This is a genomic window from Shewanella phaeophyticola, from assembly GCF_025398315.1.
Classification (GTDB): domain Bacteria; phylum Pseudomonadota; class Gammaproteobacteria; order Enterobacterales; family Shewanellaceae; genus Shewanella; species Shewanella phaeophyticola.
Genome location: NZ_JAODOQ010000001.1, coordinates 4,214,182 through 4,233,235 on the forward strand (window position 1 = coordinate 4,214,182; position 19,054 = coordinate 4,233,235).

Here is a 19,054-nt window from a genome sequence, read left to right on the forward strand (position 1 = left end):
AGTACTATCAGCTTTCCAAATTGTTAAAGAACAATGCTTACCGGCTCGCGGCGCATTTTCGCTCTACTTCCGAAGAAGTTAACAAGCAATCTGTGTGAACACTCAAGCACATGGATGTGCTGTGTGCAATAAACGCACGGATGCAGTTTATTGCCTACCAAGTATCGAGCTAGTCGTATAGGTAAGGAGGTGATCCAGCCCCAGGTTCCCCTAGGGCTACCTTGTTACGACTTCACCCCAGTCATGAACCACAAAGTGGTGAGCGTTCTCCCTAAGGTTAAACTACCCACTTCTTTTGCAGCCCACTCCCATGGTGTGACGGGCGGTGTGTACAAGGCTCGGGAACGTATTCACCGTAGCATTCTGATCTACGATTACTAGCGATTCCGACTTCATGGAGTCGAGTTGCAGACTCCAATCCGGACTACGACGTACTTTGTGAGATTAGCTCCACCTCGCGGCTTTGCAACCCTCTGTATACGCCATTGTAGCACGTGTGTAGCCCTACTCGTAAGAGCCATGATGACTTGACGTCGTCCCCACCTTCCTCCGGTTTATCACCGGCAGTCTCCCTAGAGTTCCCACCATTACGTGCTGGCAAATAAGGATAGGGGTTGCGCTCGTTGCGGGACTTAACCCAACATTTCACAACACGAGCTGACGACAGCCATGCAGCACCTGTCTTAGAGTTCCCGAAGGCACACCAGAATCTCTTCCGGCTTCTCTAGATGTCAAGAGTAGGTAAGGTTCTTCGCGTTGCATCGAATTAAACCACATGCTCCACCGCTTGTGCGGGCCCCCGTCAATTCATTTGAGTTTTAACCTTGCGGCCGTACTCCCCAGGCGGTCTACTTAATGCGTTAGCTTGAGAGCCCAGTGCTCAAGGCACCAAACTCCGAGTAGACATCGTTTACGGCGTGGACTACCAGGGTATCTAATCCTGTTTGCTCCCCACGCTTTCGTGCATGAGCGTCAGTCTTTGTCCAGGGGACCGCCTTCGCCACCGGTATTCCTCCAGATCTCTACGCATTTCACCGCTACACCTGGAATTCTACCCCCCTCTACAAGACTCTAGTTCGCCAGTTCCAAATGCAATTCCCAGGTTGAGCCCGGGGATTTCACATCTGGCTTAACAAACCGCCTGCGCACGCTTTACGCCCAGTAATTCCGATTAACGCTCGAACCCTCCGTATTACCGCGGCTGCTGGCACGGAGTTAGCCGGTCCTTCTTCTGTAAGTAACGTCACAGCTAACGAGTATTAATCGTTAACCTTTCCTCCTTACTGAAAGTGCTTTACAACCCGAAGGCCTTCTTCACACACGCGGCATGGCTGCATCAGGGTTTCCCCCATTGTGCAATATTCCCCACTGCTGCCTCCCGTAGGAGTCTGGTACGTGTCTCAGTCCCAGTGTGGCTGATCATCCTCTCAGAACAGCTAGGGATCGTCGCCTTGGTGAGCCATTACCTCACCAACTAGCTAATCCCACCTAGGTTCATCCAATCGCGAAAGGCCTGAAGGTCCCTCCTTTCCCCCGTAGGGTGTATGCGGTATTAGCAGTCGTTTCCAACTGTTATCCCCCTCGACTGGGCAGATCCCTAGGCATTACTCACCCGTCCGCCGCTCGTCAGCAAAGTAAGCAAGCTTACTTTCTGTTACCGCTCGACTTGCATGTGTTAGGCCTGCCGCCAGCGTTCAATCTGAGCCATGATCAAACTCTTCAATTAAAGTTTTTTCGAACCCGAAGGTTCTGCTCAATGAATTCTGATTGCTTATCTCACCGAAGTGAAACAAGTCTTTTGTACATATTGCTATGAACATTCATCGTTGCATTGAGTTTAAATTTTTTGATTGCCTACGTTCCGAAGAACAAGAAGACAATTTCGAATAACTCAATACCTGTGAATGTCCACACAGATTTCTTGTTTTGATTGTTAAAGAGCGTTGATGCCTTATTTCATGCACCGCCGGTAGACGCTAGGTCGTTGGCTTGGGAGGCGTATTTTACGCTTTCCCATCTTCGCGTCAAGTGTTTTTTCAAACTTTCTTTTCGCTGTTGAATACAATGTTTTGAAGCACTTGATTCAACCTAACTCGGTGACCGCTTTCGCTGTCTGCCGTGTCAGTGGATGCGCATTATAGGCACCATGAGATTTAGTGCAACCCCTTTTTTAAGGTTATTTGTTGTTTTCGACTTGTTTGAAGATAATTTAGCCTGACCAGCCAGTTTTTAAGCATTATACTGTCACAAACCATGAATATATAAGGATTGTTATGTCGACTAATATAAGAACTTACCAAGGAATACACCCTAATTTAGCTGATAACGTTTATGTTGATGAGTCGGCTGTGCTTGTCGGAGACATAAAATTAGATCATGACGCGAGTGTGTGGCCTTTGGTTGCTGCCCGTGGAGACGTTAATAAAATCCGTATCGGTAAACGTAGTAATGTTCAAGACGGCAGCATATTACATGTTACCCGTAAATCTTCGGCTAACCCCAATGGTCACCCTTTGATTATTGGTGACGATGTGACGATTGGCCATAAAGCAATGCTTCATGGCTGCCATATTGGAAACCGGGTCTTGATTGGTATGGGTGCTATTTTACTTGATGGTGCAATAGTAGAAGATGATGTCATTGTTGGTGCTGGTTCTTTGGTACCACCAAACAAAGTGCTACAGAGTGGTTTCTTATATGTAGGTAGCCCTTGTAAACAGGCTAGACCGCTAACGGATGCTGAACGTGCCTTTTTACCTCAATCAGCCGATAATTATGTACGTTTAAAAAATGAGTACTTAGTGGATTTACTCCAATCGAGTTAACTCCTCTTACAAAATGGGCTGCAATACTAGTGAGTCCATTTTGTTTCTGTTATAAATCATTGTCGTTGTAATCTATGGTTGGTATTTTCTGTTTGCTTATTAGTAATTAATGATGAATGACAAGCTAGGATGTTAACTTCTACCAACACCAAGTTATCAATGATTGTAAAGTGAGTGCTAAATTTGCAGAAGTTCATATTTATAATGCTTAAGCCTTAATGTCATATCAGCTTCGGTTAACAAGGATGATGTTGTGCAGATAAAAAACCAGCTAAACACCCAACTGCTTACTCAAACTGATGTAAAGCAGCATATCTTGCAACTGATAATCCCTTTAGTACTGATCAGCATCATTTTATTTATTAGTTTCGATAATCGGCAAGCCTACCAATATTTGGGGTTGTTTGGCGGTGGTTACGCTATTAGTTATGTCATTAGCTATTTTACACATAAACAAAATATACAGCGTCTATGGCGACACATAGAACAAATTTTACGTATCAATGAAACCACCTATGAGTTAGTTAAGGTATCCAGTCAGTATGATTCTGAACAAGATTTTATCGATGCGTTACTGCTAAAAGCAGTTACAGCTGTGGATGATGCAGAAATGGGCAGCATTATCTTAATTGATAACAACACAGATAGATTACAATTTGGCTCGGTAGTCGGGCTTGATATAGATAAGCTTAGCCAGATTAATTTTACCTTAGAAGAAACCTTTCTTTATAGATTAACCAAAGGACGCTTAGATAGAACCGTTATCATCAATAACATGCGCAACGTCAATTCACAAAGTACACTCACGGATGATGACCAATTTGTTTTACTCAATGCATCGTCTAAACCTATTTGTTCGACATTATCTAGCCCTATTCGTATTGATGGCGAGCTTTATGGAATGATGAACTTAGACAGCAGCATGATGGAAGCCTTTGGTGAATACGATATAGCTTAGTGAACATACTCACATATGAAGCGGCCAATGCAATTTCACTTTATCAAAAGTCGAAGAAAATAGAGCTAATGGCTAACTATGATGGCTTAACAGGATTGTATAACCGTAAGAAGTTTGATGAGTCAGTTTTGCAATGGCAGCACGATATGTCACAGGCAAGTTATATTGTTATCTTAGATATGGATAATTTAAAACCGTTAAATGATTTGTATGGACATCAAGCTGGAGATGATGCTTTAAAAGCATTCGCCCAATTACTCAAATCCATTTGGCATCCTGCATTTTTAGTGGCTGCGATACGGGGGAGATGAGTTTGTTGCTTTATGCTATGATCCGCTTGAAACTTTAGAAACACAGATCACCCAAATCCAAAAAGAATTAGGCCAATTAAGTCCGGCGATTTACTTCAGTTACGGTATTGCGCAATACCAGCAAGATTGGAGCAAATCATTTAAGCAAGCTGACAGCAATATGTACCAACAAAAACGTTTAAAAAACAAAATGCCAGGTTCTAAATAAGTTTACGACTGCAAAAAGTGAATATAACTAAAGCTCAATATCACCGGTGTCGGTAAATGCCTCCTGGTTTATCAACTCTTCAGCCTGATCTTCAAGGTCAAACTGACATTGCTCAAACATGCTGGCAGCATTGTGTTGGTTCACCATTTGCGACTGACACAACCCAGAGATCGTCGCAAAGCTAACGTAACAGTTAATATTGACACCTTGTTGCTGAGCAACAAACCTAACGTTATCAGCCTCGACAAATAGCTGGTCACCAAAAATCACACTTTGATTCATTGCGCTGTAGCCTTTTGTGCCAATTGCTCACGCAATTTGTGCATTACAGGCCTTTGTCTGGGGTAACACCACGCCATAAACTGAAGCTTGCCGCGGCTTGCCCCACTAGCATACCTAAGCCATCTGCTGTTTTACGTGCATGTTGCGCCTGAGCCCACTGATTAAAAGCAGTAGTTTGCTGACTGTAAGTCATGTCATAACAGTCGGTTGTGGCATCAACAATGGCATTGGGTAATGCAATAAGTTGACCAGATAACCCCGCAGATGTTGAGTTGATAACCAAATCAAATGGAGAAATCAGCTCATTAATCGGTTTGGCAAAAAAATTACCATATTCATTGAACAGGCTTTGCAGCTCTAGCGCTTTTTCATGGGTGCGATTACAAATAACCAATTGCGCTACATTTTGTTGCAGTATCGGTAAAATACAGCCTCTCGCGGCGCCACCAGCCCCCACCAGCAACACACGCTTACCTTTTAAGGGACCAAACAGCATTTCTAAATCGTTAACCAATCCCACACCGTCAGTATTGTCGCCACCAATTTTACCATTGGGTAAATTGAACAACGTATTGACCGCACCCGCCAACTTAGCCATATCACTGAGTTCATCGCACATGGTAAAAGCTTGCTCTTTAAAAGGCGCGGTAACATTGGCTCCTTTACCACCATTGGCAAAAAACTCAGTTAATGAAGTAGAGAATTGATCTACCGGTGCCAAAATCGCTTCATAGCTAATATCTTGCTGAGTTTGTTTAGCAAATTCGCTATGAATCAATGGTGACTTACTTTGGGCAATCGGATTACCAAATACAGCATACTTATCGGTCATCAAAAACTCTCTTCATTGGTATTGAGTCAATTTAACGATATGCGGCTGGCATATCGGTTTTTTTCAAATAGCGATCTCGTAACTCATCTTGACGACTTTGCAAAGATTGCTCTTCACCTGCTATCCACATTTTTTCAATACGAGTGCTAAATTCAAATGGGTCGCCACTCCATAATACTAGATCAGCAGGTTTGCCGACTGCAATACGGCCACTGTCTAGATGAAAAATATCGGCAATATTGGCCGTCAATGCCGCTAACGCATCGTTGTAATCCATGCCGTTAGCAACCGCATTACCAGCACTGTAACGTAATGCATAAACGCTATGACTATCACCGGGTAAAGCAATAGCCACTTTGACACCTGCTTTTGCCAGCTTACCGGCATTTTCAAGAGAGTTATGCAGAGAATCAAAACTCTCTGGCAGATTGCGCATCGCATCTATCACTACCGGAATATTGGCTTGGGCTAATGGCTCTGCAACTAAAACGGCATCGGCACCATTAACGATAATCAAATCCAGCTCGAAGTCTTGTTTAAGCTTAATTAAATGAATAATGTCGCTTGCGCGGTCAACGGCCACAATCAACGGGATATCACCGGCTAATACTGCCGAAATAATGCTATCTTCACGACTAGGATCGTCGCTATCATGTTTATCTGAGTTATTGGTTTTTTTGGCTTTGGTGAACGTTTTTTGGGTATCTTCAAGCTGATATATAAGCTGCTGCATTCCCATGGCGCGCGAACCATCATCGGTTGCGCCTAACTCAACATATAAGCCGGTGTTGTTTGCGATAACGCTATCAAAATCCCCGCTTAAATCGGCCACAAATGTTTGACCGGCAAAAATGCTCTCTCCACCGCCTGAAGTGACAATGTTACGAGTAATCCCACCCTTGCGAGCAAACGGAATGGTGCTCGCGAGAGGATTAAACGCAAAGCTAGGATCAAAACCGATATCGGCTTCTTTATCTCTTGCATCACGAGAGGTTGCTACCGCACCGACTTCAACCAAGCCCATGTCATTCATTGCAGCAATAAACCCTGGGGTTAACGTGGCCGCTTTAGCATCAATAACACTGTCGACTTGGGGATTGTCGGGGTTAATGGCTGTAATCGTACCGTTTTCGATAACCACTGTGGCATTGTTTAACACGCCTTGTTCGGTTGCGGTATGCACTGTCGCATTGATAATCGCTAGACTGTCCGCTTGAGCAGCATTCGCGCCAAATGCCAAGCCAATAGACAAACTCAAAGCAAGTGCTGATTTAGTAAATAATGTCATTGTCTTGCTCCTTATTGTTGGCCTAACATAAAGTCACTTTGCGCCTGATAGGCTGGGTCTTGGCGGTCATACACTTTGGCACCATCAATAAACACCTTTTCAGCTTGGGCATACACACTAAACGGATTGGTATTCCAAATCACCACATCGGCATTTTTACCCGGCTCGAGTGAGCCTGTTTTATCGTCAATGCCTAATGATTTAGCGGCATTTGAGGTAATCCAACCAATCACATGTTGCTCTGCTAACTCAAACCCATTTTCATTTGCGGCGTGCATAATTTTAGCAGTTTCTTGGTTTAAACGTTGAATGGTGACACCCGAGTCAGAATGCACAATGGCACATGAGTTTTTAACCGCATCAACCATGGCCACATTTTCTAACACCATGTCATAAGCTTCGAGCTTAAAGCCCCACCAATCTGGCCACATCGCGGCACAATTGCCATTTTCAGCCAATAAATCTGCAACTTTGTAAGCTTCAACTGCGTGATGGAATGTCCCTGCGTGATAACCAAACTCTTTGCCTAAGTCGATCATCATTGCCATTTCTTCGGCTTTGTAGCAGTGGTTATGAATGAGAATATCGCCTTCAAGCACACCTTTAAGGGTATCTTTCATTAAGTCGCGCTCTGGCACAACAGGATTTTTACCTGCGGCGTAGTCTGCTTCGTATTTATCCCACGCACGTTTGTATTCTGTGGCTTGAATAAACGCGGTGCGGTAGCCTGCCATGTTACCCATACGAGTCATGGGCAATTCTTTACGGCTACCATAAAGGTTTTTAGGATTTTCACCACAAGCCATTTTTAACCCGTAAGGTGCCTGAGGGAACTTCATTGCCTGCATTGTTGCCGCAGGAACATTTTTTAATGTCACCCCACGTCCACCAATTAAGTTAGCAGATCCAGGTAAGATTTGCAGTGTGGTAATACCGCCCTCTCGAGCACGGTTAAAGCCAGGATCCTGTGGCCATACACTGTGCTCAGCCCAAACCTCAGCCGTAACAGGGTTGGTCATTTCATTACCGTCATTATGAGACTCAGCATTGGGGCTTGGATATACACCTAAGTGTGAATGCACATCAATAATACCAGGAGTAACCCACTTGCCTGTAGCATCAACAACCACCGCGTCGTCAGCAACAACCTGTTGACCTACAGCGCTTATCTTACCGTCTTTAATTAACACATCAGCATCATCAAGACGCTCACCAGTACCGGTTAATACTATGGCATTTTTTAGTAATGTCGTTGAATTAGGTAATATCTGATAGGTGCTAGGGTATGGATTAGCATTGATAGTCACTTGTGGATCTTGTTGTTCTGCAGGGTTACAACCGACAATTGCAGCAGATAACACCGCCGCAACCAAAGCTCGTATTTGTTTGGCCATTGGGATCTCCTTTCTTATTTTGCGACCAATCTAACCAAGTTACCTGTTGAAATACAGCGTAATCGTTAAATAATTGGTATCAAAACGTTAATAACAAAATCATTCTATGCGGCGATGGATTAGATATAATGGCCGTAACATTCTTAACCACACGAAACGATGAACTGGTTACGTAAAATATTCGCTAAAACGCAAGCTAACGATGACAGAGATACCACACAATCTAACGCCTACGATTTAATTGGTGGCGATAAAGTCATACGCGCTATTGCCCATGACTTTTATCAGCAAATGCAAACCCGGCCTGAAACCCAGCGTTTACTCGCAATCCATCGTTCTCCCATTGCAGAGTCTGAACAAAAATTATATGAATTTTTAAGTGGCTGGCTTGGTGGTACGCAGCTATACCAACAAAAACATGGTCATCCTGCGCTTAGAGCTAGACATATGCCTTTTGCAATTGATGAATCAATGCGAGATCAATGGTTAATTTGCATGCGAGCAGCCATTGAAAGCAGTATAAAAAAGCCTGAACATCAACAAGTGATTATCCAGGCTATTGCAACGTTAGCTGACAATATGCGCAACCGATAACGGCTCGCGCGATATCATCGAGTAATGCTTAAACTTGCGCCAACCAGTCTTGAGGTTTTAAATAAACCTCATATAACTCTGCTTCTGCTGAGCCTTCTTCTGGCGTAAAGGCATATTCCCAACGAACTAATGGCGGCATCGACATAAGGATTGATTCTGTGCGGCCACCGGTTTGTAAACCAAATAAGGTGCCACGATCATAAACCAAATTAAACTCTACATAACGACCACGACGATACAGTTGGAACTGACGCTCATCGTCGTTATACTCAAGTTCTTTATTGCGCTCAACAATTGGCGCGTAAGCTTCAATAAATCCATTACCTACCGCTTGCATAAACGCAAAACTACGCTCAAAACCAGGTGCATTTAAATCATCAAAAAATAACCCACCAACACCACGAGTTTCATTACGGTGTGGCAAAAAGAAATATTCATCACACCATTTTTTGTATTTAGGATAAACATCCTCACCAAATGGGTCGCAAATATCTTTCGCCGTTTGGTGCCAACTAATCACATCTTCTTTAAAGGGATAATAAGGCGTTAAGTCAAACCCACCGCCGAACCACCATACAGGCTCAGCACCTTCTTTACGGGCAATAAAAAAGCGTACATTGGCATGAGTGGTTGGAATAAACGGGTTATTAGGGTGGATCACTAACGACACCCCCATGGCCTCAAAACTGCGGCCAGCCAACTCAGGACGATGTGCGGTAGCCGATGCAGGCATCGCAGCTCCCATCACATGCGAAAAATTCACCCCGGCTTGTTCAAAGACTTTACCTTGAGTCATCACACGGCTAGTGCCGCCGCCACCTTCTTCACGCTCCCATGAGTCAGCTTTAAAGCTCGCTTTACCGTCAAGTTCTTCTAAACTCTGACAAATATTTTGCTGTAATGCCAACAAAAACGACTTAACTTGTTGTGCATCCGGCACCTGATATTGGGTATTGGGCATATTATTAACTTCCATTTCGAAGAGTTTGGCCACTGCGGGCATCGATAATTGTTGATGGCTGACGCTGCTCACCAAGTTGACCTAAAATTAATGCATCAATTTTATCGCTAAAATCAGTGATGATATGTTGTGCATCGACCACGGGAGGTTCACCCGCTAAATTGGCACTGGTCGATACTAATGGTTTATTAAGGGTTTCGCATAACTCACGTACCACCGGATGGGCAGACACTCTTACTGCGATAGAATCGAACTGACCACAGAGTAATTGAGATACCTGCGGCTTAATGGGCATTACAAACGTAAACGGTCATAGCCATTTAGATTGCGCAAACTGCAACTGCGACTCGGAGAGCTGAGTAATATCAATATAAGGTAATAGTTGTTCAAATGAACTTGCAACCAAGATTAATCCCTTTTGCCAAGGACGCTGCTTTACTGCCAATAGCTTTGCAATTGCGCTGTCATTGTCAGGATCACAACCTAAACCAAATACAGCTTCTGTTGGATAAGCGATTACGCCACCTTGCTCAATAAGAGTAGCGACAGCCGATGGCTGCAGTTGCAACATTGGATTTCCTTTCATTAGATTTTTGGTAATGACAACGAACTATAAAACTCGCTTATATTTACAGGATTTTTGCGGACACTCAAGACGGCTGCCTGCTGCGCCTTTTCGTTCAACTAAAATCCCAAAGCCGCATTCAGGACACGACTCGTTATAAGGAGGATAGTTTACGATAAACTTGCATTTAGGGTAGGCACTACAAGCAAAAAAAGTTTTTCCATAACGACTCGTTCGAGATTCTAAATGACCTCTACTGCATTGAGGACAGGTAATTTGTTCAACTTCACTGCTGTGATCATGCTTTTCAATATGAGTACACTCAGGATAATTGGTACAACCAATAAAGATACCAAACCGCCCAGACTTTACCGCTAACTCATGTCCACATTGCGGGCATAGTGAACCACTGATCACTTGCGTTTCAATTGACTCATGCTGCACTAAAGGCCGTGTATAATCGCACGTTGGATAATTATTACAACCAACAAAACTGCCATGCTTACTGTGCTTAACCGACAGCTCAGAACCACAAACAGGACAAAGCTCAAACTCTTTCTCCAGTGCATGTTCGTGGACAGTAAACAGCTGTTGATCAATTTTCGACATGGTGCTCTCAATGAATAATTTTCTATAGACCTAAAAAAGGAGGCTAAGCCTCCTTTCTGTTATGAGTGTAAGCGCCCTTCTGGCTGCTCGAAGATTAAATCTTCCATTTGCTCATAGGCTGACTCATTTCCTGGCACATTGAATAGTACCATTAATACCACCCACTTGAGATCTTCTAACACCAATGTAGGCTCATCTAACTCCATCACCCGGTCAATTACCATTTCACGGGTTTCAACACTGAGCACTTGAATTTGTTCTAAGAACAATAAAAATCCACGACACTCAACATCTAACTTTGCCATCTCCGCTTTGGTGTAGATACGGAATGAATGTTGCGCATGATTGCACAAGTATGGTTTATCGCTTTCTTGTAGATCAGCTAAGTGCTCTAACCAAGAAAGGGCTTTAATAATATCGACTTGATGAAAACCCGCTCGAGTTAACTCTTTGGTGAGCTCATCTTCATCCACTAATAGTTCAATTTCACTATGAACATAATTTTCAAATAAATACATGAGGATATCAAACATGGCTAACTCCTCTTTAGTCTGACGTAACCACCGGGCACAGCTGCAACCCACCCTTGTAATTCAAGTTCAAGCATTTGTACTAACACCAGATCTATTGGCTTCCCACTATCCTCAACCACTGCATCAATTGCAGTCGTTTCATAACCTACACTAGCTAACAGTGAAGGAAATGGCAAATCACAAATGTCATTATCCTGTATATGGTGCCGATGATGCAATTGTTCAAGGTGATAATCCGATAAACTACCCAACTCTTCTATTATATCGGCAGCAGACTCAACAAGTTTTGCGCCGTTTTTAATTAAATCATGACATCCTTGGCTGTAACCGCCGAGTACCGAGCCCGGAACAGCAAATACCTCACGGTTTTGCTCCATTGCCAACCGAGCACTAATTAACGAGCCACTTTTACGGTTTGCTTCAACCACAACAGTACCTAAACTCAAGCCACTCACAATACGATTACGTTTAGGAAAATTACCCGCATAGGGTCCCTATTTGCGGCCAAAACTCACTGATAACACAGCCAGATTGAATAATGTCGTGATACAACTGTTGATGTCGTTTGGGGTATATACGTTCAACTCCAGAGCCTAAAACTGCCATCGTCGAGCCATTAGCCGCCAATGCCGCTTTGTGGGCAGCGCCGTCAATACCCGTAGCCATGCCACTGGTGATAACAAAACCCTGACTTGCCAAATGATAAGCAAGCTCCGCTGCCATATCTAAGCCACCACGTGATGCATTTCGGCTCCCCACAATGGCAATGCTAGGCATCACCAATGGCGTAACGAGACCTTTAACAAATAACACTAAAGGAGCATCACTAATTTGTTGTAATAAAGGAGGATAGAGTGGATCTGAAGGGGTTAAAATATAGTGATGAGGTTGCGACTCTTGCCATGCTAATGCCAAATCAACTTTATCAAAATCGATTTGGCATTTTGCTAGCTGGCTTGCCGATAATGGCAAGCTTTGAGGTTCAAACTCTAGACGTTGACGAAGTTCTTCAATGTCCATTTGAGTTAATAATTGTTGAATCCGAGCTGATCTCTAACCCAGATACTGCACAAACAACTAGCCAGTCGACCAGTTTATCCGAAATTATTCACCCTTTAAGGTTAGTGGCTCAGGCTTAGTGAGTTTGTCGCCAGTGCGAACAGGGATTTCATTAAACATAATCAAGCCTAAACTCGTTTTATCGAAGACTTTAAATACCAATAAGTTCCCATGAAAAATGTCAGGCATCTTATGCGAAGCCTCTTCAACAAAGTGCGCCAACACTTTGTCATATGATGAACGGTCTAATGCTCGTACAGGTAAACCGTCATTATCATAGGTAATGATTTCACCATCTCGATACATTGAAAATACATGGCCTGTTTCAACACCATCTTCACTACCGCGGTCAATGTATACAACATCAAGCTTGCCGGCTTCACGGATTTTTCCGTTAATGGCTAAAATTGATGTAGGAACCGTAAGCTCGGCCGCTTTTGGGATAAAATAAGCAGACATTAAGGCTTCATCTTCAACCGGAGCAACTCTAAAGCCGCCTTTGGTTTCACGTAAGCTACTTAGTAGCTCTACTTTTGATATTGGCTCAGACTCAATCACCCGGCCACTAGAGGCTAAAATCATCTCTTGGCCTAACATGCCTTCTCTGTCTGAAGCAAAAAACTCACGCCCAGTTTCATACATTGCCACTTTTAAGCCGACCTCAAGCGGAGCGTTAACATAAACAACTTCACTCACCACATGGTGCAGTGATGGACTCTCACCACTCATCACCATTGGCAAACTGGCAAACCAAGCTGGATCTACTACTCGGTTTTGCGTTAAATAAGGTTGAATAAGCGCTAAGTCCACTGCAGGGATAGGACCATTTTTTGAGGCCACTCTTCCTTCAGGACTTTTCTTTATGTGCTGTTTTACCACTAAACGTGGTTGACCATCGATAAATACCAATGTCAGCCTATCGCCAGGATAAATAAGATGAGGGTTAGCGATTTGCGGGTTAACACCCCACAATTTAGGCCAACGCCATGGATCATTTAAAAAATATCCAGATATATCCCACAACGTATCGCCCTTTTTAACGACATACGTATCAGGATGCCCAGCTTTCAAAGTAAGTACATCAGCACTAACTCCAAAAATATTTAATGATAAAAAAGCAAGTAAAAGTAAGCGTTTCATGGTGTGATTCATGTTGTTTAGCTCTTTATTAGAGCTTTTTACTGTTATTGATAGGCGGTAAGGATTAAAATTACCCTATTCGCAACTGCCAGTATAGCTAACTGGCTGAAATTTGACAGACTTGTTAAGAGTTTATATATGCCATTATTAAATGTTTTACGATTTCCAGATGAGCGTTTACGCACTATTGCTGAACCTGTAACTGATTTTGGTACAGAATTACAAACCCAAATAGATAATATGTTAGAAACAATGTACGAAGAAAAAGGCATTGGTCTTGCAGCAACCCAAGTCGATTTCCATAAACAGCTAATCGTCATGAATCTACAAGATGACGTTGAGCGTCCAACGATCTTTATTAATCCACAAATTGTAAAAAGCAGCGGTGACTTTGCTAACGAAGAAGGCTGTTTATCTGTGCCCGGTATTTATGCCAAAGTAGACCGTGCTGAATTTGTGACATTAAAAGCACTTGATCGTCACGGTGAAGAATTTACCGTTGAAGCCGACGAATTGTTTGCAATTTGTATCCAACATGAAATGGATCACTTAAAAGGTAAGCTATTTGTGGATTACTTGTCACCACTTAAACGTCAGCGTATAAAAACAAAGCTTGAAAAAGAAGCTCGTCTAGCCGCCAAGTAACCAGTAGGAACAAATTTGAAACCGTTAAAAATTATCTTTGCCGGTACTCCGGATTTTGCCGCCAGACACTTACAGGCGCTAATAAACTCTGAACATGATGTGATTGCCGTATACAGCCAACCAGACCGACCGGCTGGCCGTGGGAAAAAACTGACCGCCAGCCCAGTTAAAGCATTAGCACAACAACATAACATCAACGTGTTTCAGCCGGCATCATTACGCAACGAAGATGCCCAAACAGAATTAGCCAGCCTCAATGCCGATATTATGGTCGTGGTCGCTTACGGATTGATTTTACCAAAGATAGTACTTGATACACCAAGATTAGGCTGTATTAATGTTCACGGTTCTATATTACCTCGCTGGCGTGGTGCCGCACCTATTCAGCGTGCACTGTGGGCTGGAGACACCGAAACAGGCGTCACCATCATGCAAATGGATGTCGGCCTTGATACGGGCGACATGCTGCTAAAAACACACTTACCTATAGAAACAAACGACACATCAGCAAGCCTATATGAAAAACTAGCAGAACAAGGCCTCAAGCCTTAGTTGAAGCGCTAACAGGCTTAAGTGATGGTAGCCTTAAAGCACAAAAGCAAGATGAAGCCTTAGCAAACTACGCAGAAAAGCTCTCCAAAGAAGAAGCTCGTATTGATTGGCACAAAAGTGCTAAACAATTGTGGCAAGAGATCCGCGCTTTTAACCCTTGGCCAGTTAGCTACTTTGAACATCAACAAAGCGTCATTAAAATATGGCAAGCTACCTACAATGCCCAAACATGCTCGCAAGCCCCGGGCACTGTGATTTCGGCCACTAAACAAGGTATTGAAGTTGCAACGGCTGACGGCTCATTAATCATTGAAACCATGCAACTACCTAACAAAAAGCCCTTAAATGTGGCTGATATCTTAAATGCTCGTAGTGATTGGTTTGCTGCTGGTGTGTGTTTAAACCAAGAGGCTAACTAGCATGAATGTGCGTGCACTTGCAGCTAAAGCGATTTATGAAGTACTTGAAAAAGGCATCTCGTTATCGGTTGCGCTACCCGATCAACAGCAACACTTACAAAACGGTAAAGACAAAGCCTTGTTAGCTGAACTCTGCTATGGAGTTATGCGACAATTACCACAGTTAGACAAATGTGTAAGTGATTGCCTTGCAAAACCATTTAAAGGCAAACAACGCATTTTACATCAGTTATTGATAGTCGGTTGTTATCAGCTTTACTTCACCCGCATTCCTGCACATGCCGCCATTTCAGAAACAGCAGAAGCCTGTCGACAACTGCGTTTTGATGGACTAGTAAAGGTCATAAATGGCGTTTTACGCAATATTCAGCGCCAAGATGCTGTGTTAAACACCGACTCAGATACGCTACGTTTTAATACCCCAGCCTGGTTTATTAAACGCTTACAACAAGCCTATCCAGATAACTGGCAAGCCATTATTGAGCAAAGCCACCAACGTCCACCAATGTGGCTACGCAACAATCGTTTATCGCAATCGCGTGAAGACTATTTAAGCACATTAACGACACAAGAGATTAGTGCCCAAGCAGGCTCGAGCCCAGATTCAATCTTACTCGACAGCCCTAAAGATGTCGCCAACTTGCCAGCGTTTATGCAAGGTGCAGCGTCGGTGCAAGATGGCGCGGCTACATGGCCGCGACACTCTTAGCACCAGCGGCAAATGAGCTAGTGTTAGATGCTTGCGCCGCACCTGGTGGTAAAAGTTGTCATTTAATCGAACTCGCCCCAAGTATTAACCTTGTTGCGGTCGATTTTGATGAAAAACGGCTTGCACGAGTACAACAAAATCTAGACAGACTGCATTTAAAAGCGCAAGTTATTCACGGCGACGCTGCCGATATTGACTCATGGTGGCAAGGGCAACAATTTGACCGTATTTTACTGGATGCGCCATGCTCAGCAACCGGAGTTATCCGCCGCCATCCAGATATCAAATGGCTACGTAAAAACAACGACATTGAAGAGTTAGCCAATTTACAACGACAAATTTTTGATCACTGTTGGCAATGGCTAAAACCCGGTGGCACATTATTGTATGCAACCTGTTCTATTTTACCGCAAGAAAATAGCCAACAAGTTGAGCAATTTTTAGCCCGCACGCCAGACGCTAAGTTAGTGCCCATCGCACAACAATCAAATCCCGAAGACATTGGTTGGCAGATTTTACCCGGCCAAGACAATATGGATGGTTTTTATTACGCGCGCCTAGTTAAAGCAATTTAAGGATGTACCCAAAGCCATGAAGATTATTATTTTAGGGGCGAGCCAAGTTGGCGGCACATTAGCTGAAAACTTAGTCGGTGAGAATAATGACATCACCTTAGTCGATAGCGACCGAGCAAGGCTAAGGCTACTGCAAGATAAGTTTGATTTACGTGTTGTTGTAGGTCATGGCGCACATCCAAGTGTATTAAAAGAAGCGGGTGCCGAAGATGCCGACATGCTAATTGCTGTGACAAACAGTGATGAATGTAATATGTCGGCTTGCCAAATAGCTTACAGCTTGTTTGGTACACCGACAAAAATTGCCCGAATTCGCTCCGAAGCCTACCTAGAATTACAAGATAAACTGTTTATCAACAGTGAGATTAAAGCCGGTGATGCGAAACCGCGAGGTGGTTTTATTATCGACGAGCTTATTGCTCCAGAACAGTTAGTAACCACTTACATACAAAGGCTGGTTGAATACCCAGGTGCATTGCAAGTACTTGAATTTGCAAAGGGTAAGTTGAGCCTAGTCGCAGTAAAAGCTTATTATGGTGAGGCCTTTAGTTGGCAATGCATTAGCCACATTACGTGAGCACATGCCCAATATTGATACCCGAGTCGCGGCGATTTTTAGACAAGGTCGGCCGATTATGCCGCGCGGTACCACCATTATTGAAGCCGATGATGAAGTGTTTTTTGTTGCCGACAGTCGCCATATTCGTGCGGTAATGAGCGAAATGCAAAAACTCGATAACTCATACCGCAATATTATGATTGCGGGTGGCGGTAATATCGGCTTTGGCTTAGCACAAAAGCTGCAACGTAATCACTCAGTGAAACTGATTGAACACCGACAAGAACGAGCCGAGCAACTATCTGAAAAACTTGATAAAACAACAGTTTTTTGTGGTGACGCATCAGACCAAGAATTGCTGATTGAAGAACACATAGATCAAACTGATGTGTTTATTGCCGTCACCAACGATGACGAAGCAAACATTATGTCGGCATTACTCGCAAAACGTATGGGGGCCAAAAAAGTGATGGTGCTCATTCAGCGTGAAGCTTACGTCGACATTGTACAAGAAGCTAATATCGATATCGCAATTTCACCACAGCAAGCCACAATCTCAGCGCTACTGACTCACATTCGCCAAGGCGATATTTGTAACGTTTACTCACTACGTCGTGGCGCAGCGGAAGCCATAGAAGCTATCGCTCACGGTGACGCCAGTACATCAAAAGTCGTTGGCAAACAAATTGGTGAAATAAAGCTACCACCAGGAACCACCATTGGTGCCATAGTACGAAACGATGAAGTATTGATGAGCCATGACAAAACCGTGATAGAACAAGGTGATCATGTCATCTTATTTTTAGTGAATAAAAAATTCATCGGCGATGTAGAAAAGCTCTTTCAGCCGAGTGCATTTTTCTTTTAAGGTGAGTTTTTTGAGCTCGAGTTACACCAATACAATACTAATTTTCAGCCACTAAAAAGCACGGCAACTTTTGCCGTGCTTTAGCGCTAAGCTATCTCATTAAATCATGTCACCGTTAGCTAAACTCAACCTGGGCTAGCTTAGCTATATGATTGCCGTAAGCTTTCACATCTTCCCAATCGGTATAGTCAATAATAGCGGTAGGATCTGTCGATTCATCAGTCATTTTCATGATCAATCTAATCATTAAACTGTCGTACCAAGGCCAAGATGGATAATCCACTTTACCGGCAATAATCTTAACATCTTGTGGTTTCCAGGCCGACAAGGTTAAAAACTTCTGTAAATATTTATTGTTTTCAGGGATGCGTTTTTCAGGATTACGCGCCACCACATTGACACAAAAAAAGCTATTTGGAATATTCGATAACGCTTGTTGATGTTGGCTGACAAATTCAAAAACCGACTTATGGTATGAGCCATATAAAACACAGGCACCTAAAGCTACGGCTTGATATTTATCCCATTCAATCGGTTTTTGTTTAGTATCATGGATATTCACTACATCACATTGATCACCATTAGCGATAATTTGATCAGCAATAGCACGACTAATTTGAGCCGTGTGCCCTCCACGAGAATAATAAAGTACTAATATGTGCGCCATGTTATGTCTCATTACTGCGTTATTTGCCTCAGTTTGGCATAAAAAGTGGTTTTTAAACCTGAGCAATGATCACAAATTAGAAATAGCTCATATATTTAATAGTTAAAATTGAGATCTGTGAAGTGCAGAAGTATGATGATACTAAATAGGTAGTTAGTGTTAAACTAACTCAAGTTCACTAGGTTGGAATACTCATGCAGCAAAATATCGATGTCGTCACCATGCTTAATAATGCTGAAACAGCCGCGCAATGGCTAAAGGCAATAGCGAATCCGTATCGACTGATGATTTTATGTTTACTGCTGGAAAAAGAACACAGTGTGACAGAGCTAAATGAAACAGTGCCATTGAGCCAGTCGGCATTGTCACAACATTTAGCCGTATTGCGCACGCAGGACTTAGTGAATACACGAAAAAGCTCTCAAGTGGTGTATTACACCCTTAAAAATGAACAAGTGACTGAAGTCATATCCATTTTACACCGCCGTTATTGCGCCTAAT

18 protein-coding genes, 1 rRNA gene and 4 pseudogenes are annotated in these 19,054 nt (G+C 43.2%); 10 read left to right on the forward strand and 13 right to left on the reverse strand.

Going from position 1 to position 19,054, the window contains the following annotated elements; translation table 11 throughout:
• Positions 1–182 precede the first annotated feature (182 nt).
• Positions 183–1,726: ribosomal RNA gene (locus N4T56_RS19575) — 16S ribosomal RNA — on the reverse strand.
• Between the two features lie 547 nt (positions 1,727–2,273).
• On the opposite strand from N4T56_RS19575, the gene N4T56_RS19580 reads away from it, so the two are divergent.
• The 4 genes from N4T56_RS19580 to N4T56_RS19595 all read left to right on the forward strand — a co-directional run bounded on the left by N4T56_RS19580 (position 2,274) and on the right by N4T56_RS19595 (position 4,302).
• The gene (locus N4T56_RS19580; protein WP_261734357.1) at positions 2,274–2,825 is read left to right on the forward strand and encodes a gamma carbonic anhydrase family protein; all 552 of its coding nucleotides are present in this window, start codon (positions 2,274–2,276) and stop codon (positions 2,823–2,825) included.
• A 253-nt stretch (positions 2,826–3,078) separates the two neighbouring features.
• Positions 3,079–3,783, forward strand: a complete 705-nt coding sequence (locus tag N4T56_RS19585; protein WP_261734358.1) for a GAF domain-containing protein — start codon at positions 3,079–3,081, stop codon at positions 3,781–3,783.
• Between the two features lie 68 nt (positions 3,784–3,851).
• On the forward strand, positions 3,852–4,094 hold the full coding sequence (locus N4T56_RS19590) for a GGDEF domain-containing protein (protein ID WP_261734359.1): 243 nt from the start codon (positions 3,852–3,854) through the stop codon (positions 4,092–4,094).
• Positions 4,075–4,302 (forward strand): GGDEF domain-containing protein, encoded by a 228-nt coding sequence (locus N4T56_RS19595; RefSeq protein WP_261734877.1) that lies wholly within the window; start codon positions 4,075–4,077, stop codon positions 4,300–4,302. Before N4T56_RS19590 ends, N4T56_RS19595 begins: the two co-directional genes overlap by 20 nt.
• Positions 4,303–4,329: 27 nt before the next feature.
• Here the strand turns inward: N4T56_RS19595 and N4T56_RS19600 are convergent, their stop codons facing one another.
• The 4 genes from N4T56_RS19600 to N4T56_RS19615 are packed head-to-tail and all read right to left on the reverse strand — an operon-like array spanning position 4,330 to position 8,098.
• Positions 4,330–4,584, reverse strand: coding sequence for a DUF1488 family protein (locus N4T56_RS19600; protein ID WP_261734360.1), 255 nt, complete (start codon positions 4,582–4,584; stop codon positions 4,330–4,332).
• 43 nt (positions 4,585–4,627) lie between these two features.
• Complete coding sequence (aroE, locus tag N4T56_RS19605; protein WP_261734361.1) at positions 4,628–5,416, reverse strand: shikimate dehydrogenase; 789 nt, start codon at positions 5,414–5,416, stop codon at positions 4,628–4,630.
• Positions 5,417–5,447: 31 nt separating this feature from the next.
• Positions 5,448–6,704 (reverse strand): amidohydrolase family protein, encoded by a 1,257-nt coding sequence (locus N4T56_RS19610; protein ID WP_261734362.1) that lies wholly within the window; start codon positions 6,702–6,704, stop codon positions 5,448–5,450.
• 11 nt (positions 6,705–6,715) lie between these two features.
• On the reverse strand, positions 6,716–8,098 hold the full coding sequence (locus N4T56_RS19615) for an amidohydrolase (protein ID WP_261734363.1): 1,383 nt from the start codon (positions 8,096–8,098) through the stop codon (positions 6,716–6,718).
• Between the two features lie 159 nt (positions 8,099–8,257).
• Between N4T56_RS19615 and N4T56_RS19620 the strand changes: the two genes are divergently transcribed.
• A complete protein-coding gene (locus N4T56_RS19620) occupies positions 8,258–8,692 on the forward strand; it encodes a group II truncated hemoglobin (protein ID WP_261734364.1) in 435 nt (144 codons plus the stop codon).
• Positions 8,693–8,720: 28 nt separating this feature from the next.
• Here N4T56_RS19620 and hemF read toward each other — a convergent pair whose 3' ends face one another.
• The 7 genes and pseudogenes from hemF to N4T56_RS19650 all read right to left on the reverse strand — a co-directional run bounded on the left by hemF (position 8,721) and on the right by N4T56_RS19650 (position 13,571).
• A complete protein-coding gene (gene hemF / locus N4T56_RS19625; protein ID WP_261734878.1) occupies positions 8,721–9,653 on the reverse strand; it encodes an oxygen-dependent coproporphyrinogen oxidase in 933 nt (310 codons plus the stop codon).
• A 4-nt stretch (positions 9,654–9,657) separates the two neighbouring features.
• Positions 9,658–10,224, reverse strand: a pseudogene (locus N4T56_RS19630) (L-threonylcarbamoyladenylate synthase).
• Between the two features lie 39 nt (positions 10,225–10,263).
• Positions 10,264–10,827 carry a DNA topoisomerase family protein gene (locus N4T56_RS19635; protein WP_261734365.1) on the reverse strand — a complete coding sequence of 188 codons (564 nt, stop codon included), beginning with the start codon at positions 10,825–10,827 and terminating at the stop codon, positions 10,264–10,266.
• 59 nt (positions 10,828–10,886) lie between these two features.
• Positions 10,887–11,360: a DUF494 family protein gene (locus tag N4T56_RS19640; protein ID WP_101033474.1), complete on the reverse strand. Its 474-nt coding sequence runs from the start codon at positions 11,358–11,360 to the stop codon at positions 10,887–10,889.
• Positions 11,361–11,362: 2 nt separating this feature from the next.
• The gene (locus N4T56_RS22965) at positions 11,363–11,815 is read right to left on the reverse strand and encodes a DNA-processing protein DprA (RefSeq protein ID WP_449329051.1); all 453 of its coding nucleotides are present in this window, start codon (positions 11,813–11,815) and stop codon (positions 11,363–11,365) included.
• A gap of 22 nt (positions 11,816–11,837) precedes the next feature.
• Positions 11,838–12,380: a DNA-processing protein DprA gene (locus tag N4T56_RS22970; protein WP_449329052.1), complete on the reverse strand. Its 543-nt coding sequence runs from the start codon at positions 12,378–12,380 to the stop codon at positions 11,838–11,840.
• An 84-nt stretch (positions 12,381–12,464) separates the two neighbouring features.
• A complete protein-coding gene (locus N4T56_RS19650; protein WP_261734366.1) occupies positions 12,465–13,571 on the reverse strand; it encodes a LysM peptidoglycan-binding domain-containing protein in 1,107 nt (368 codons plus the stop codon).
• Positions 13,572–13,697: 126 nt separating this feature from the next.
• Between N4T56_RS19650 and def the strand changes: the two genes are divergently transcribed.
• The 4 genes and pseudogenes from def (at position 13,698) to trkA (ending at position 17,886) form a co-directional block, all read left to right on the forward strand.
• Entirely contained in the window at positions 13,698–14,204 is a 507-nt protein-coding gene (gene def / locus N4T56_RS19655) for a peptide deformylase (protein WP_261734367.1), read from the forward strand.
• Positions 14,205–14,219: 15 nt separating this feature from the next.
• A pseudogene (gene fmt, locus N4T56_RS19660) lies at positions 14,220–15,175 on the forward strand (methionyl-tRNA formyltransferase).
• A gap of 1 nt (position 15,176) precedes the next feature.
• Positions 15,177–16,459 (forward strand): annotated as a pseudogene (gene rsmB / locus N4T56_RS19665) (16S rRNA (cytosine(967)-C(5))-methyltransferase RsmB).
• 16 nt (positions 16,460–16,475) lie between these two features.
• Positions 16,476–17,886 (forward strand): annotated as a pseudogene (gene trkA / locus N4T56_RS19670) (Trk system potassium transporter TrkA).
• A gap of 115 nt (positions 17,887–18,001) precedes the next feature.
• Here trkA and hemG read toward each other — a convergent pair.
• Positions 18,002–18,553 (reverse strand): menaquinone-dependent protoporphyrinogen IX dehydrogenase, encoded by a 552-nt coding sequence (gene hemG / locus N4T56_RS19675; RefSeq protein WP_261734368.1) that lies wholly within the window; start codon positions 18,551–18,553, stop codon positions 18,002–18,004.
• Positions 18,554–18,747: 194 nt separating this feature from the next.
• On the opposite strand from hemG, the gene N4T56_RS19680 reads away from it, so the two are divergent.
• The gene (locus N4T56_RS19680; RefSeq protein WP_261734369.1) at positions 18,748–19,053 is read left to right on the forward strand and encodes an ArsR/SmtB family transcription factor; all 306 of its coding nucleotides are present in this window, start codon (positions 18,748–18,750) and stop codon (positions 19,051–19,053) included.
• The last annotated feature ends 1 nt before the right edge of the window (position 19,054 follow it).

Bases quoted from the DNA above. Each gene is read 5' to 3' on its own strand.
- N4T56_RS19680 (WP_261734369.1), top strand. From the start codon at position 18,748: ATGCAGCAAAATATCGATGTCGTCACCATGCTTAATAATGCTGAAACA.
- N4T56_RS22970 (WP_449329052.1), bottom strand. From the start codon at position 12,380: ATGGACATTGAAGAACTTCGTCAACGTCTAGAGTTTGAACCTCAAAGC.
- N4T56_RS19600 (WP_261734360.1), bottom strand. From the start codon at position 4,584: ATGAATCAAAGTGTGATTTTTGGTGACCAGCTATTTGTCGAGGCTGAT.
- N4T56_RS19610 (WP_261734362.1), bottom strand. From the start codon at position 6,704: ATGACATTATTTACTAAATCAGCACTTGCTTTGAGTTTGTCTATTGGC.
- N4T56_RS19615 (WP_261734363.1), bottom strand. From the start codon at position 8,098: ATGGCCAAACAAATACGAGCTTTGGTTGCGGCGGTGTTATCTGCTGCA.
- hemF (WP_261734878.1), bottom strand. From the start codon at position 9,653: ATGCCCAATACCCAATATCAGGTGCCGGATGCACAACAAGTTAAGTCG.
- N4T56_RS19635 (WP_261734365.1), bottom strand. From the start codon at position 10,827: ATGTCGAAAATTGATCAACAGCTGTTTACTGTCCACGAACATGCACTG.
- N4T56_RS19620 (WP_261734364.1), top strand. From the start codon at position 8,258: ATGAACTGGTTACGTAAAATATTCGCTAAAACGCAAGCTAACGATGAC.
- N4T56_RS19580 (WP_261734357.1), top strand. From the start codon at position 2,274: ATGTCGACTAATATAAGAACTTACCAAGGAATACACCCTAATTTAGCT.
- N4T56_RS19640 (WP_101033474.1), bottom strand. From the start codon at position 11,360: ATGTTTGATATCCTCATGTATTTATTTGAAAATTATGTTCATAGTGAA.
- aroE (WP_261734361.1), bottom strand. From the start codon at position 5,416: ATGACCGATAAGTATGCTGTATTTGGTAATCCGATTGCCCAAAGTAAG.
- def (WP_261734367.1), top strand. From the start codon at position 13,698: ATGCCATTATTAAATGTTTTACGATTTCCAGATGAGCGTTTACGCACT.
- hemG (WP_261734368.1), bottom strand. From the start codon at position 18,553: ATGGCGCACATATTAGTACTTTATTATTCTCGTGGAGGGCACACGGCT.
- N4T56_RS19650 (WP_261734366.1), bottom strand. From the start codon at position 13,571: ATGAATCACACCATGAAACGCTTACTTTTACTTGCTTTTTTATCATTA.
- N4T56_RS19590 (WP_261734359.1), top strand. From the start codon at position 3,852: ATGGCTAACTATGATGGCTTAACAGGATTGTATAACCGTAAGAAGTTT.